The following is a 14,138-nucleotide window of genomic DNA, read 5'->3' on the forward strand; positions in this document are numbered from 1 at the left end:
TTTAAGATAATTAAATAATATATTCAATGAGTGCAGATACTAATATTAGCGATGGTTTAGAAGTCGCTGTGCAAGATCATTTATCGATTTTTTCTTTAATAAGTTCATCTGATATTATTGGTAAGTCAGTTATGCTAATGCTGCTTATCGCTTCTATTTGGTCGTGGGCTATCATTCTGGATAAGGTATTTAAGTTAATGCAAGTGCAACGAAAAATGCGAGCATTTGAAAATACTTTTTGGTCAGGTGGTGTTTTAGAGCAGCTATATGATAGCATAAAAAGGTCAGTTAATAATCCGCTAGCTTTAATATTCGTCTCAGCTATGGATGAATGTAAAAGTATAAATACTAAGGGACTTCCTGAGCTATTAAAAAATAATCATAAAGAGCGTATTACAAATTCTATGTATCTTGCTCAAAACAGAGAAATCGAAAAACTAGAGAAGAACTTAAGCTTTCTAGCAACTGTTGGCTCTAGTAGCCCGTTTATTGGGTTATTTGGTACTGTTTGGGGGATTATGCACAGTTTCCAGTCGATTGCTACTTCTAAAAATACCTCACTTGCTGTAGTAGCCCCTGGTATTGCTGAAGCGTTACTTGCAACCGCAATAGGCTTATTTGCAGCTATTCCTGCCGTAATTTTTTACAATTATCTTATTTCCCGTATTACTCTGATCAATAATAAAATTGAGGATTTTATTAGCGAGTTAAACTCTATACTTTCTAAGGCAATCGATCAGGAGAAGATGTAATGGCTATTAAGCTTGCCGGAAGTAATAGAAAAAGTAAAAGAGCTGTAGTTAGTGAAATCAACGTTACGCCGCTTGTCGACGTAATGCTTGTGTTGCTAATTATTTTTATGATCACTTCCCCGATGTTAGTTTCAGGCGTAAATGTCGACTTACCTGAAACAAATTCGAGTCCAATCTCAGGACAAGATGAGCCTTTAGTTGTTACTATCAATAATAAAGGTGAAGTTTTTCTTCTTGAAACACCTATTGAAAGAAAGTATTTAACGGATAAGCTTGTAAATATTACTAAAGAGAAAAAAGATACTAGGATTTTTGTGAGAGGTGATAAAAACGTTTCTTATGGTGAAGTGGTAGAAATAGTATCAGAAATTCATGCAGCCGGATTTTCTCGTGTAGCTCTTATTTCAAATATTAAAAATAATGAAAAGTAACGATACAAACAATAAGGATAATTTCACAGTTTTCCTTAGCTGCTCTATTGCACTGCACTTACTTCTTTTATATTTTTTTCTATTTGGTATGCCATCTCTTTTTGAAAAATTACCTGAAGAGCAAATCATCACTTTTGAAATGCTACCTGTTAACGACAAACCCAATATCATAACACAGACGAAGCAAAAAGAAGCTCCGATAGAGAACGAAGATGCTAAAAAATCAGAGCAAACTAAACCTAAAGAAGAGAAGCCTAAAGATTTGCCTAAAGAGGAAAAAGCAAAAGAACCTGAAACCAAATCGGTAGAAGAAAAGCCTAAAATAGAAGAAAATAAACCTATCATCGAGCCAAAGCCAGAAGAAAATTTACCTGATAAGAAAGAAGAAATTAAGGAAGAAAAGCCTAAAGAAGAGGAAAAAAAACAAGTAGCAGAGGCAAAAAAAACTGAAGAAAAGAAAGAAGAAAAAAAGCCGGTAGAGAAACCTAAAGACAAAAAAAAGCAAGAATCTAAAACTGATGAGCTTGATTCTCTATTAAAGAACTTGGAACAGTCTTCAGAAGGTGATAATGTAAAATCGAATAAGCAAAAAAGATCAGCGAAAGTTGATAATAAAAAAGAAGCTAAAGGAGTTTATACGGAAGGATTGCCTCTTTCTGATAGCGAAAGCTCACTAATAAAGCGTCAGATTGAAAGACACTGGAATAATATTCCGGCAGGTGCTAGAGGTAATAATAAGGTAAAAATAATTATCAGTATTATATTAGATAAAGCAGGGAATGTAGAGCAGGCAAAAGTGAAAGAAAAAATTTGTCCTGGTATTCCAAACAGTGTTTGTGAAGCATTAGCAGACAGTGCAGTCAGGGCAGTATGGAAAGCAAGCCCTATCGAAAATCTTGATCCTGCAAGATTTAATCATTGGAAAGAAATTAATTTTAACTTCGACCCTAGTAGATTGTAACCTGTCATCCCGTGATTTATTCACGGGATCCAGTTAAAAATAATAATAAAATTAGTATTTTTTATTATTTTCTGGATACTGTGGACAAGCCACAGTATGACTACCTTAGGGCGTTTTTCAATCCACACAGGCAATGCTAGCCATGGGGTGAAGCCACCACACAAAGGAGTAATTTAGTGAAAAACATTATATATTGTATTCTATTATTATTTAGCTTTAATAGCTATGCTCTTGAGACAATCAATATCGAGCATGGAAAGGCTGATCCTACCCCTATAGCGGTGAATAATTTTGAGGCTGATTCTGCTTCGGATAATACAGTAGGTCATGAAATAGTGAAAGTTATATCTAATGATTTAAAACTTTGCGGGTTGTTTCATCCTATTTCTTCGGCTTCTTTTATAGAAGAGAAAACTGGTATTGGGTATAAACCGCTTTTTGCTGCATGGCGTCAAATCAATGCTAGTTTATTAGTTAATGGGGCAGTAAAAAAGCTTGAAAATGGTAAGCTTAAAATCAGTTTTATATTATGGGATACATTACTTGAAAAACAGCTCGGCGGTGAAGTACTTGAACTGCCTGAAAATCTATGGCGAAGAGCAGCCCATAAAATTGCTGATAAAATTTATGAAAAAATCACAGGTGATACTGGTTATTTTGATAGTAAGATAATATATGTAGCTGAAAGCGGTCCTGATTTAAAAAAAGTAAAAAGAATTGCTTTAATGGATTATGATGGGGCTAATAACCGATATATCACCGATGGTAAATCGTTAGTTTTAACTCCAAGGTTTTCTGGTTCAGCAGATAAGATTTTTTATGTTTCCTATGCTACTAAAAGACGTACTCTTGTTTATGAAAAGGATTTAAAAACAGGCAAAGAAAGCATAGTTGGTGATTTTGCTGGAATATCCTTTGCTCCAAGATTTGCACCTGATGGTAGAAAAGCTGTAATGTCTATAGCTAAGAACGGCTCAACTCATATTTATGAAATTGACCTTGCAACAAAAAGGCTTCATAAACTAACTGATGGTTTTGGCATTAATACTTCCCCAAGCTACTCACCGGACGGACGCAGAATCGTCTTTAATTCTGATAGAAATGGTGTTCCTCAACTGTATATAATGAATTCTGATGGTAGCAATGTCCAGCGTATTAGTTTTGGTGGTGGTTCTTATATGGCTCCCAGCTGGTCGCCTCGAGGGGATTATATAGCATTTACTAAAATTATTAGAGGTTCAGAAGGTAAAACTTTTAATATCGGTGTTATGAAGCCATATCCGCAAGATGATGAAAATAGTGAAAGAGTAATAGCAAGCGGTTATTTAGTCGAAAGCCCTTGTTGGTCACCTAATGGACGGGTTATTATGTTTGCTAAAGGTTGGCCATCAAACGGCAAATCTTCCGGCAAAAATAGAATTTATGCAATTGACTTGACCGGTCATAACGAAAGGGAAATAAAAACTCCTGGTGATGCGTCCGATCCTGAATGGTCAAATTTACTAAATTAACATCTCATGAATTCCCTAATCTAATATAAATTAATAAATTTACTTTATATTAAATTTGTGTTAAAATACCCCAGTTTTAATAATTTAGGATTAATTTTTTATGAAAAATAAAGTCAAAAAGCTATTAATGACGCTTGTTGCAAGCAGTACATTAATTACTAGCGGTAGTACACTAGCTACTCCTCCTCAAACCTTTTCAAATGTTTTTACTTTTGGTGATAGCTTTTCTACATCAGCTGATAGTTGGGCAGCTTTAGTCACTGAGCATTATGGTTCTAAATATGTAGTTAATCAGACAAATTTTGCCATAGGTGGAACAACAACTAATGATTTAAATACTGAGCTAAATAACTATAAAACAAATGTAAGGGGATTTGATCAAAATGCTCTTTATATGATGTATATGGGCGGAAATGATTTAGCAGATATCCTTGAGATTGAATTTCCATATGAGATTAATGAACTTACCAGGGCTCGTGGTATATCTGATGATGATGTTGTAGCTGGCTTGCAAGATGGTTCGTTAACATTGCAAGATTTTCCAGAAGTAGCAGAACAAATATTAAATGGTGGTGAAAATACTGGTAAATTTATTAAAAATATCGCTGATAATGGAGCTAAATATATAGTAGTATTAAATCATTTTAATGAATTTTATAGGCAAGAAGAAGCCTTTTGGCTAGCAAATAGTGAAGTGCAGTTTTTCTTATATGGGTTTTTAAGTAACTCATTTAACCAAGCCGTTGATAGCGGAATAAACGCATTTGCCCCTTCTGCAAATATAATATATGCCGATTATGCTAGATTAGTAAAGGAATTAATTACTAATCCTTCCAGCTATTTTACAGCAAACGAGTTGTCAAATACATATAGAAATCAAGGTATACTTGATGGTACTATTCACCCTACAGCTGCAGCACATAAAATTACTGCCCAATATGTGCTTTCTGTAATTGAGTCACCGAGCCGCATCGCTTATGTAAGAGAAATACCAATCGCAATTGGTGAAAATGTAGCTCAAAATATTCGCTCTAAATCCTATGATTTAACAATGAATGAAAGTGAAAAGTTTAGCGGTGATAAAATGGCAATTACCTAGATTTCCATACTAAATCCAAAACTGTTAAAGATATTGGAATTAAAAAATCAGATACCTCTGAAATCGCTGCAAATTTTAACTATAAGCTTGCAGATAATTTAGTAGTTGGTTTTGGTATCAATGGTGATAAATCTAATATGAGCTTTAAAAATAATAATGGTAAAGCAGAAATTAAAGAATTATTACTAACATTAAATGGTACTTATAAATTTGATAACCCTATATTTGTATATGGTGCTATCGGTAGTGGCTGGATTAAATATGATATCAAGCGTCAAATTAACCTTGGTCAAGCTGTAAGAATAGAGCAAGGTAAGCCAAGAGGTATGCATTATATGGCTACTATTGGTACAGGATATCAATATAATGCCTTTGCAGAAACAAATTTAACACCTTTTATAAATGTTAATTACCAAAAAGTTTCCTTAAAGTCATATACTGAGAAAGGTGAAATCAGTAGTACTACTATGAGTTTTAATATTCCGGATCGTAAATCTGTAATAACAGAAATAGGTGCTAGAATTGATGGAAATGTTAATTTGAAAGAAAATATTTCTGTTACCCCATCACTTGTTGGTATTAGTGGTGAGTTATCAGCTCAAACTAATAATATAAATTATGGTGTCAGAGCTGGAAGTAGATTAAGTAAGAATACAAAATTCTGGTTCGCTGGTTTATTTTGTAAATATTCGTTTTAATTGATTGCTACATAGATCAAAAAATGCCCTCGATGTCATCCCCGTATGGCATTGTTGCGTGATCATTTTTCTGTGTCATCCCGTGGCTTGACCACAGGATCCAGAAAAAAGCGAGATGAATCGAGCTTTTAGCACTAAAGGTTTAACGTATTAAAGTTTTTTCATTACTGGATTCCCGCCTATGCGGGAATGACATCGGAACCACGCAACAATGCCTACCGTGATTTATGAACTAGAGCCAGTTAATAATACTAATAAAATTAGTATTATTTATTATTTTCTGGATCTAGTTAGCAAGCCACGGTATTGTAAGAAAAGAAAGTGATATAATATAAGTTATAAATGTAATATAAACATTTATAAGAGAGTGTTAATACCCTATATCATGATATAGGGTATTAAGCGGGCATAAGCGACCGTCACGGCATAGGTTTTATACGACCGGAGTCACAAGGTACTATAGCCCGACTCTCGAGAAGTTTGAATAGTTGGAAGGGATGCGATAAGCACGCCCGATTACAATCCTAAACAATATAAAATCTCGAGGTACATATGATAAAATATCACAAACATATAGGAATTGATATAGGAAAATATAATTTTGTAGTAGGAATAGAGGGCATAAAAGATACAAAAGAATATGAGAATACAAGTTTCGGTATATTTGAATTTATTAATGATAATAAGGATATTTTAGCAAACTCTCTAACTGTAGTTGAAACAACAGGCGGATATGAACTAGAGTTATTGTATAGCTTATGTGAAAGAGGTTATGTAGTACATAGAGCAGATGCAAGAAAGGTAAAGAATTTTATCAGATCATATGGTAATAGTGCAAAAACAGATAAGTTAGATGCTAAAGCATTAGGATTATATGGTAAGGAGCGAGCAGATAAGCTTGAAGTATTTAAGCCTGAATCAAAACAAAATATACAATTATTTCGGTTAGTACAAAGACGGAATGATTTAAAGCAAATGTTAGTTGCCGAAAAGAATAGATTACAACAAGCAAATACAGATAAGTTTGTTAAAAATAGCTGTATAAATATGATAGATGTTTTAAGTAATCAAATTACAGAGATTACTAATCAGGTAGAAGTGATTATATCATCAGATCAGCTGTTAAAAGCAAAGCATGAGATATTGAAAGAGATAAATGGCATTGGTAATATAGTTGCTTTTGAGTTATTAATATTATTACCGGAGTTAGGGAAGTTAACAAGACGGCAGATTGCTTCTCTTGCAGGGCTTGCTCCAAAAGCTAATGATAGTGGTAAATATCAAGGATATAGAAAGGTAGGACATGGTAGAGCAGGAGTCAAGCTATACTATTCCTTGCTGCTATGTCAGCCCGTAATAGCAAGACTTCTGGTTTAAGACTCTTTTATGAGCGACTCATTAACAATGGTAAAAAGAAAATGGTCGCTCTTACCGCTTTAATGCGTAAAATTATTGTCATCGCTAATGCTAAATTAAAATCTCTTCTTTTTAATTTAAAACATAGTTGATGACATCGAGGGCGTTTTTCGATCTACGCAGGCAATGCCTCCACGTAATAATATCTGCAACTTAGTGCTATGACTTAATTACGTAGATAATTTTTTATTAGGTCAAATTTATAACCTTTTTTATGGAGCTTAGTAATTAACTGTTGTAATTGTTCTGGACCATTGAATTGCTCTTGAAACATTTCATCATGCATAAGCAATATTAGCTTATTAGGTAAAATTGTGTTTCCGGCATTAAATTTATCTTCTATTTCTTGTACTAAATGCGTAACTGATTGGATTGGTTTACCATGTATATTATGAGCCCATTCTAAATCCCACCCGAAGATATAAAAACCATTTTTATATATTGCATCGTCATCTATTGTCTCCACCGTATCTTCTGCTTTTGTAATATATGGATCATCTTTTTTAAGATTAGGGGTGCGGAATACATCTCTCCCTGGTAACCTTGTAATAATATGGTCACCCTTTAAACCTAAAGTGGTATTATTTTTCTTTAAATCTTGAATTACATCCGAGCAATGATGATAAAAATACCTATAATGATTGTGTGCATGAGTATAGCTATGATTTCCTACGTCAATAAGAGGAGATTTTCTAGCAGTACTTATAAAATTTCTTACATCTTGTTTTGCATTATCATAATGTAACCCCACCATAAACAGCGTAATAGGTGTTTTGGTTTTCAACATAACATTAATCAAATTCTTTGTACCTGGTAACGGTCCATCATCGGATGTTATATAAATCGTACGAGCATTTGGTAATGATCCATATGATGTACTTACGATAGTTAATAAGTAACCTAATATAAAAGTATTCTTAAAATTTTCATAATGTTAATCTCTTCTAAAGTTATATCGATTGATTATAAAAAGTTTATTGTCATTTTATTTGAAAAATTGGCAATAATATTTCTCATTTTTGATCCTCAAGTATTAAAATATATGCTGAAGTCAAAAATTTAGATGCTTCTTGCTCTTTTTCGAGTTGATTTTTACTTATTAGGAGGGTTATCTTTCTGCTCTAAACTGAATAAAGTAAAGCCTGTAAAGATTTTACTTTCTTTTTTACCAGTTGCATATTCTTCTAAAGACACTTCAACAATTTCTTTAGGACCTATTGGGGTTGCATGCCTAAAATAAAGTTTGTCGTTTTTGGTAAATACAAACCCAACGTGAGCTATATTATGTTCTGATTTTGTTAGCTCTAATAGTTTTGGATTGTCCATTGTCATAACCATAAGATATACAGCGTCATTCAGAAAACTTGATCCAAGTGAATTTTTTGACATTCGCCTTTGCTCACGTATTTTTATACGTTCCGCAGGCTCGTCTTTAAATTCATCTTGTCTAAAGCTTTCTGAATTTAGCTGTGTTTTATTTACTAGTTGCTTTGTCAGTTCCTGCTTATGCTCTAAGAAATCAGTAAAGCTTATATAACTAATATCAGATTTAAAAGGTTTGATGGATTTTATCTGATTATATTTTTCACCAAATGAAAAGCATTCATTTTTAGATACATTATCTTTAATGTAATTATTAATTTGTGTTTCAAGTAAACCTGCTTTATTAATCATCGCAGTTTTAACTTTAGCATATGGAAGATTTGCAAATACATTTTCCATTGTATAATATTTACTATTATTCTTTAACCACTCATCCATGAAATGACTTCTATTAACATATGATATATCGTCAGAAGGAAACATAATTTTTGCTAGAGCTTCTGCAAGCTGCTCTTTAAATTTTACAGAATCCGCATTCGGTTCTTTTATTTCTGCTAATGCTATAACCATTTCTATATAGCTAAAACAGTCAAAAGTTTCTAGGTTGATTAGCTCATTTTTATCTCTATTCTTATCCCAAATAATTAAATTTGTGCCTAGTTCCGTATCATAAGGCTTACCTATGAAATAGTCAGAATATGCTAATATTTTATTGGCAAAACTCTCATCTTTTAATGATATTGCTAGCTTGTGAAGATTTTGCATATTAATAGGAGAGATTTTATTTGTTTGTGTATTTTCACTTTGGACCTTATCCGTAGTAGTGGACTCATTAAAAGCATAACTATTAAAGGAAATAATAGAACAGATGCTCAAGTTAAAATTATTTTTTTCTCATCATAAACCTCTCTTATTAATAAAATAGGTACTATAAAGAAAAATTAATCATATATCAAGAAATAGTTAATAAATACTTACTATTTGAGAATTTTCGTCAGCTCTTCCCATTCTCTTTTAGTCATTCCGCTAGTTTCATGGGTAACTTTTTCGCCACTTATCATCTTCTTAATTACTTCCAAACCTTTACGGGAAATATTTGCTCCGCACATACGATATTCTTCAAAAGCCTCATAAGTAAAAGGTACCCAAGCTTTGACTATATCGAGCATCTTCTCGGCATAAACTCTAATTTCATATTGAGCGTGCGGGTCGGCACGTAGCCTTAAGAAGTGAAGCAAATTATGTAAATTAATTTTCCAATACCATTCCGTATAATAGTTTAAGGTTAAATTCATGCGGGCAAGCTCCCTAGCTATACCGGTATTATTATCATCTATAATGTTACCTTCTTCGTCGGTATTCATAAGCTTCGTATAGTGCTTATAACAATTTCGGGCATCTTCTTCTAATATATTAAGGACTTTTTCGGCTACTTCTTTTGGTAGGCTATCGCTTTCTCGGCATTGTTTATTAGTGCTAGATTGCGGTGCAATATTTTGCGGCTCAGGTAAATAAAACTCATTGCCTAATATTGAGTATCTAGCAGAATATTCGTTAACGCTGGCCGTTCTATGCCTAATCCACTGTCTTGCAATAAAGATCGGTAATTTAATGTGAAACTTAATATCGCACATTTCAAAAGGCGTAGTGTGATAGTGACGTAGCAAATAATTAATCAGCCCTTTATCTTGGTTTAATTGCTTTGTGCCTTTGCCGTAAGAAACACGAGCAGCTTGTACTATAGCACTATCATCACCCATATAGTCGATCACTCTAATAAAACCGTGATCTAATACCTTTATAGGCTCGTATAAAATTTCCTCAAGTGCCGGAACTACTACTCTTTTTGTCGCATTATTCATTTATTCCTCTGTGTTAAATTTGTTGCGAAATAGTGTTAGCTTTCTTTTGTGACTGAAAAACTTTCAATGTCATTTTCGCATATATGGGATTTGTTACATAATTCCTATGTCATTCCCGTTTCTGTGCATGGGCGTCATCCCGTGGCTTGTCCACGGGATCCAGCATAAAGCGAGATAAAATCGAGCTTTTAGCTTTAAAAAATTGTCGTATTTATGGTTATTTTACTGGATCCCGTGGACAAGCCACGGGATGACAAGTTATAATAAATAACTATATAAATTTCTGCCGTTTCTTTTTAGCCATAATTTAGCTGGTTGGTATTCGGGATAAATATCCTCAACTAGCTGCCAAAAATTTTTGCTATGGTTCATTTCCTTTAAATGTGCCATTTCATGAGCTACTAAATATTTTAGAACTTCGTAAGGAGCAAAAACTATTCGCCAGTTAAAAGAAAGATTGCCGCAGCTAGAGCAGCTGCCCCATTTCGTAGTTACATTTTTCATTATTCTAATATTAGAATAAATTAAATTATGCTTTTTGGAAATGGTTTCTACTATAGCTTTTATTTCTGATAGTAATTTCTTTTTCAAAAATACTTCAATGCTAATTTTTTTAAGTACCTTACTGCAATATACTTCCAATGCGTCATTTTGTAATTTTACCTGATTTTCAGGTGAATCAGTATGAATTATTTGATAATTTTTGCCTAAAATGGAAATCTTATTTTCTTCATTGATAGGTTTAGTTACGTTACGGCGTAATTTTTGCCTCACCCAATTTTCTTTACTCAGCAAAAAATTATAACCCCTTTCAGCTTTTACCTTAAGGGGTAATACAAGCTCAGCCCCTTTATGCGTAATTCGAATGCTTATATTCTTAGCCTGAGTGCTTCTTCTGACTGCTACATTCTGAGGATCACCATATTTAGTTAAAGTAATAAGCTCCATTTTAGAATGCGATATATTTAGTTGGGTCAACTGCTACTTTGCCTTTACGCATAGCTAGATACAGCTTATCTTCCACATGCCCGATTATGCTAGTTTTAGTAACCTTATCGCCTTTTTTAACTGATAAATCTTTTAAGCCGGCATAAGCTACTTCTAGATCGTCTTTATCTAATTTAACGATTACTAAGTTACCGAATTGTGCATTATTTCCTGAAAATATAACAATTCCTGAGCCTATAGAATTAACACTGCTTTCTTCTAAAACAGCAATATCTATGCCTTTATTCTTGCCCTCTTTAAACTCGGTAACAATCTCGCCATCTAGAGGTTTCTCAAAAATTAGCTTTGTTATTTCTTCATCATGTTTTGTGGTAGGAATTATTACAGCATCATTATCGTTTTCAGTAGTTTCTATTGCAGGCTCTTCTAAAGAGCCGCTTACTTCTAATTTAGGAGCTTCTTCTATAGTGCTACTAGTTATTATCCCCTCATCATTATCAATAACATTACCAGAATTACTAACGGTAATTCCTCTTTCTTTATACTCGATTGGGGCAGGATGTTGATCAACGCAAGCAGTTAGAGAAAAGCATAATATAGTACCAAGTATACAACGAGTCAGTAGAGAATTAGCATACGAAGTTTTATTTGGAAAAGAGCAAGGAATTTGTAGACCGAGGAACGGAGCGTACACACTTAGTACGTGAGTACCGAAAGAGCTGCAAAGATGACGTAGCCAATTTTTCAAATAAAACGAGTATGCAACAGGGTATTTCATATATTTAATAAGATTATTATATTGTGTTAGTCAATAAATTATACTTATTATATAATTCTTATCATTCATTTTCCATTAAAAAAATTAATTATGAAAACTTACGATATTGTTATAGCAAGTGATCACTCCGGTTATGAACTTAAATCCATAATTATCGAATATTTACAAAAAAAATCTTTGAGTGTTTACGATTGCGGAACACATAATACGCAATCCGTTGACTATCCTGATTATGCCAAAAAAGTAGTAAATAATATTATTGAAAAGCTCGCTCGCATTGGTATTTTAATTGGTGATACGGGCATTGGTATGTCGATTGCTGCTAATCGTAGTTCAGAAATAAGAGCGGCTCTATGTGTTAATGTGTCAACAGCTGAGAGTGCTAAAGCTCATAACGATGCTAATATTTTGGTATTAGGTGCAAAAACCGTAGATCACAAAACAGTATTTGATATTATAGATAAATTTCTAGCCACTAAATTCGAAGGCGGTAGACATAGCGTTAGGTTGTTGAAGATTGAATAATAATGAAAACTTAGTGTTATTGTATTACTATGTCATCCCATGGCTTGGGAACTAGATCCAGAAAAATAATAAAAAATACTAGCGTATTTTTAACTGGATCCCGTGGACAAGCCACGGGATGACAAAAGTGATCCATACAACAACGCCGGTATAACAGAATGACACCTACTTATTTACTTAATAACAATATTTTTATGCAAGCTCTGAATACAACTTATATTTTGCTCATCACAACAATAATGATTTCCTTATTCTGCTCTAATAAACGAGTAATGTATTCGGTTATGAGCATTACGGTCTTATCAGCTTTTTATCAAGGCATAATAAATATTATCGGGCTTAGTGCGTTAGCTGTTTTTTCTGCTATCACTTATGCTTATTTCAATTTCCCGCAGCTGAATAAAGTAATAAGAACATTGTTATTTATATTACTTTCGGTTTGCTTTGCCGTTTTTGCATTTCATAAAGTTCCTGGATTTTTTAACGTAATTGCGATTAGTAATTTACAATTATCTAAAGCTTCAATGCCATTTTCGATGTATTTGAATTTTGATAAGGTAATGCCGGCATTAATAATTTTTGCTATGAGTGATTTATCTATTTTAGAACGCTCGAAAAGTGAAAGGGTTGTTAAATATACATTATTTTCGCTATTGTCATGTATAGCAATAATTATAACTCTAGTATTAGTAAGCGGTTATGTTTTATTTGAGCCTAAACTCCCCGATATATTACTGATATGGATGATTAATAATTTCTTTTTTGTCTGTTTTAGTGAAGAAGTATTTTTTAGAGGATTTATACAAAAAACGCTGCAAAATCTTTTACCAAAACAACAAATGTTAGCATTAGTTATAGCATCTTTAATATTCGGAGTGGCACATTTTCAAGGTGGTTTATGTAATTCTAAGTAGCACTTGCGGATTTTTCTATGGCTATGCATACTATAAAATCAATAAAATATTATGCTCTATGATGGTTCATTTCGGTCTAAACCTGTCTCACTTATTACTATTTACTTATCCTGCTCTAATTTAAAAATCTATGAAAAATAACCCAATACTTAATTTTATATTTGAAGTTTGTAAGCCTTTTAAATGGTTAATTTTAGGGCAGTTTACAGTTGCTATTATTTGGGCAATCGATATGAGTCTTCGCCCATATATATTAAAACTGATGCTTGATAAAATCCCATTATTAAATGCTGAAAATATAGTAAGTGAATTATCGGGATTGATGATTTTTTATCTTGGCATGTCGTTAGTTATAATTATTATGTGGCGGTTTTTAGATTATATCGGCATTAAATTATATTCGCCTATGCAGCGTTATATAGCGGATATTCTAATGGAAAAAATGATGCAACATTCGCAAAATTTATTTCAGAATCATTTTGCCGGTAATCTTGCTAATAAAGTAAAAGACGTAATGGGTAATATACCTGATTTGATATATGTGGTAATAAATCAATTCTTTTGTGCTTTTATAGCGATAGTAATAGCCATTTTTACGGTCTCTACAATAAGTTATAAATTTGCGTTTTTATTAGGCATTTGGGTAATTATATTTACTATCGGTGCAATTTGTTTTGCAAAACGTGCTAAAGAATTATCAAAAAAATCTTCTGAAATACGTTCAAAATTAGTGGGTTATATTGTCGATATTTTAAGTAATATTATCAGTGTACATTTATTTGCTTCAAAAAAGATAGAGTCAAAAGATTAAGCGGTCAACTTAATGAATATGTAAAAGCTAGCCAAAAACGTGACTGGTGGTTTTTATATATGTTTGCTTTTCAAGGCGTATTATTTGTTATCTATCAGATAATTGGTTT

Annotated in this window: 15 protein-coding genes and 1 pseudogene; 11 read left to right on the top strand and 5 right to left on the bottom strand. The window is 32.8% G+C overall.

Going from position 1 to position 14,138, the window contains the following annotated elements:
• Positions 1 to 26 precede the first annotated feature (26 nt).
• The 8 genes from tolQ to RBE_RS09060 all read left to right on the top strand — a co-directional run bounded on the left by tolQ (position 27) and on the right by RBE_RS09060 (position 6,960).
• Positions 27 to 752, top strand: coding sequence for a protein TolQ (gene tolQ / locus RBE_RS01375; RefSeq protein ID WP_011476958.1), 726 nt, complete (start codon positions 27 to 29; stop codon positions 750 to 752).
• The gene (gene tolR, locus RBE_RS01380; RefSeq protein ID WP_011476959.1) at positions 752 to 1,183 is read left to right on the top strand and encodes a protein TolR; all 432 of its coding nucleotides are present in this window, start codon (positions 752 to 754) and stop codon (positions 1,181 to 1,183) included. Before tolQ ends, tolR begins: the two co-directional genes overlap by 1 nt.
• Complete coding sequence (locus RBE_RS01385; protein WP_011476960.1) at positions 1,173 to 2,144, top strand: periplasmic protein TonB, links inner and outer membranes; 972 nt, start codon at positions 1,173 to 1,175, stop codon at positions 2,142 to 2,144. Before tolR ends, RBE_RS01385 begins: the two co-directional genes overlap by 11 nt.
• Before the next feature lie 176 nt (positions 2,145 to 2,320).
• The gene (tolB, locus tag RBE_RS01390; RefSeq protein WP_011476961.1) at positions 2,321 to 3,655 is read left to right on the top strand and encodes a Tol-Pal system beta propeller repeat protein TolB; all 1,335 of its coding nucleotides are present in this window, start codon (positions 2,321 to 2,323) and stop codon (positions 3,653 to 3,655) included.
• Positions 3,656 to 3,755: 100 nt separating this feature from the next.
• Positions 3,756 to 4,754, top strand: a complete 999-nt coding sequence (locus RBE_RS01395; RefSeq protein ID WP_011476962.1) for an SGNH/GDSL hydrolase family protein — start codon at positions 3,756 to 3,758, stop codon at positions 4,752 to 4,754.
• Between the two features lie 38 nt (positions 4,755 to 4,792).
• Entirely contained in the window at positions 4,793 to 5,452 is a 660-nt protein-coding gene (locus RBE_RS01400; RefSeq protein WP_081178401.1) for an autotransporter outer membrane beta-barrel domain-containing protein, read from the top strand.
• Between the two features lie 552 nt (positions 5,453 to 6,004).
• Positions 6,005 to 6,829, top strand: coding sequence for an IS110 family transposase (locus tag RBE_RS01405; RefSeq protein ID WP_011476964.1), 825 nt, complete (start codon positions 6,005 to 6,007; stop codon positions 6,827 to 6,829).
• Positions 6,796 to 6,960 (top strand): hypothetical protein, encoded by a 165-nt coding sequence (locus RBE_RS09060; RefSeq protein WP_011476965.1) that lies wholly within the window; start codon positions 6,796 to 6,798, stop codon positions 6,958 to 6,960. Before RBE_RS01405 ends, RBE_RS09060 begins: the two co-directional genes overlap by 34 nt.
• A gap of 74 nt (positions 6,961 to 7,034) precedes the next feature.
• On the opposite strand, the gene RBE_RS01410 is transcribed toward RBE_RS09060, so the two are convergent.
• The 5 genes from RBE_RS01410 to RBE_RS01430 form a co-directional block, all read right to left on the bottom strand.
• Positions 7,035 to 7,775, bottom strand: coding sequence for a polysaccharide deacetylase family protein (locus tag RBE_RS01410; RefSeq protein ID WP_041804613.1), 741 nt, complete (start codon positions 7,773 to 7,775; stop codon positions 7,035 to 7,037).
• 185 nt (positions 7,776 to 7,960) lie between these two features.
• On the bottom strand, positions 7,961 to 8,956 hold the full coding sequence (locus tag RBE_RS01415) for an N-acetylmuramoyl-L-alanine amidase-like domain-containing protein (RefSeq protein ID WP_228368748.1): 996 nt from the start codon (positions 8,954 to 8,956) through the stop codon (positions 7,961 to 7,963).
• Between the two features lie 212 nt (positions 8,957 to 9,168).
• Entirely contained in the window at positions 9,169 to 10,053 is an 885-nt protein-coding gene (thyX, locus tag RBE_RS01420) for an FAD-dependent thymidylate synthase (protein WP_011476968.1), read from the bottom strand.
• A 258-nt stretch (positions 10,054 to 10,311) separates the two neighbouring features.
• Positions 10,312 to 11,001 (bottom strand): M48 family metallopeptidase, encoded by a 690-nt coding sequence (locus RBE_RS01425; protein WP_011476969.1) that lies wholly within the window; start codon positions 10,999 to 11,001, stop codon positions 10,312 to 10,314.
• Position 11,002: 1 nt separating this feature from the next.
• Positions 11,003 to 11,779, bottom strand: coding sequence for a murein hydrolase activator EnvC family protein (locus RBE_RS01430; protein WP_011476970.1), 777 nt, complete (start codon positions 11,777 to 11,779; stop codon positions 11,003 to 11,005).
• A 90-nt stretch (positions 11,780 to 11,869) separates the two neighbouring features.
• Between RBE_RS01430 and rpiB the strand changes: the two genes are divergently transcribed.
• From rpiB to RBE_RS01445, 3 genes and pseudogenes are all read left to right on the top strand, one after another.
• Positions 11,870 to 12,304, top strand: coding sequence for a ribose 5-phosphate isomerase B (rpiB, locus tag RBE_RS01435; RefSeq protein WP_011476971.1), 435 nt, complete (start codon positions 11,870 to 11,872; stop codon positions 12,302 to 12,304).
• A gap of 743 nt (positions 12,305 to 13,047) precedes the next feature.
• A pseudogene (locus RBE_RS09065) lies at positions 13,048 to 13,342 on the top strand (CPBP family intramembrane glutamic endopeptidase).
• A gap of 6 nt (positions 13,343 to 13,348) precedes the next feature.
• Entirely contained in the window at positions 13,349 to 14,029 is a 681-nt protein-coding gene (locus RBE_RS01445; RefSeq protein WP_011476974.1) for an ABC transporter transmembrane domain-containing protein, read from the top strand.
• The last annotated feature ends 109 nt before the right edge of the window (positions 14,030 to 14,138 follow it).

It is taken from the genome of Rickettsia bellii RML369-C, from assembly GCF_000012385.1.
Taxonomy (GTDB): domain Bacteria; phylum Pseudomonadota; class Alphaproteobacteria; order Rickettsiales; family Rickettsiaceae; genus Rickettsia; species Rickettsia bellii.

Excerpts from the sequence above, each read along its gene's own strand:
- tolQ (WP_011476958.1), top strand. The coding sequence starts at position 27 with ATGAGTGCAGATACTAATATTAGCGATGGTTTAGAAGTCGCTGTGCAA.
- tolR (WP_011476959.1), top strand. The coding sequence starts at position 752 with ATGGCTATTAAGCTTGCCGGAAGTAATAGAAAAAGTAAAAGAGCTGTA.
- RBE_RS01385 (WP_011476960.1), top strand. The coding sequence starts at position 1,173 with ATGAAAAGTAACGATACAAACAATAAGGATAATTTCACAGTTTTCCTT.
- RBE_RS01395 (WP_011476962.1), top strand. The coding sequence starts at position 3,756 with ATGAAAAATAAAGTCAAAAAGCTATTAATGACGCTTGTTGCAAGCAGT.
- RBE_RS01405 (WP_011476964.1), top strand. The coding sequence starts at position 6,005 with ATGATAAAATATCACAAACATATAGGAATTGATATAGGAAAATATAAT.
- RBE_RS09060 (WP_011476965.1), top strand. The coding sequence starts at position 6,796 with ATGTCAGCCCGTAATAGCAAGACTTCTGGTTTAAGACTCTTTTATGAG.
- RBE_RS01415 (WP_228368748.1), bottom strand. The coding sequence starts at position 8,956 with ATGCAAAATCTTCACAAGCTAGCAATATCATTAAAAGATGAGAGTTTT.
- thyX (WP_011476968.1), bottom strand. The coding sequence starts at position 10,053 with ATGAATAATGCGACAAAAAGAGTAGTAGTTCCGGCACTTGAGGAAATT.
- RBE_RS01425 (WP_011476969.1), bottom strand. The coding sequence starts at position 11,001 with ATGGAGCTTATTACTTTAACTAAATATGGTGATCCTCAGAATGTAGCA.
- RBE_RS01430 (WP_011476970.1), bottom strand. The coding sequence starts at position 11,779 with ATGAAATACCCTGTTGCATACTCGTTTTATTTGAAAAATTGGCTACGT.
- rpiB (WP_011476971.1), top strand. The coding sequence starts at position 11,870 with ATGAAAACTTACGATATTGTTATAGCAAGTGATCACTCCGGTTATGAA.
- RBE_RS01445 (WP_011476974.1), top strand. The coding sequence starts at position 13,349 with ATGAAAAATAACCCAATACTTAATTTTATATTTGAAGTTTGTAAGCCT.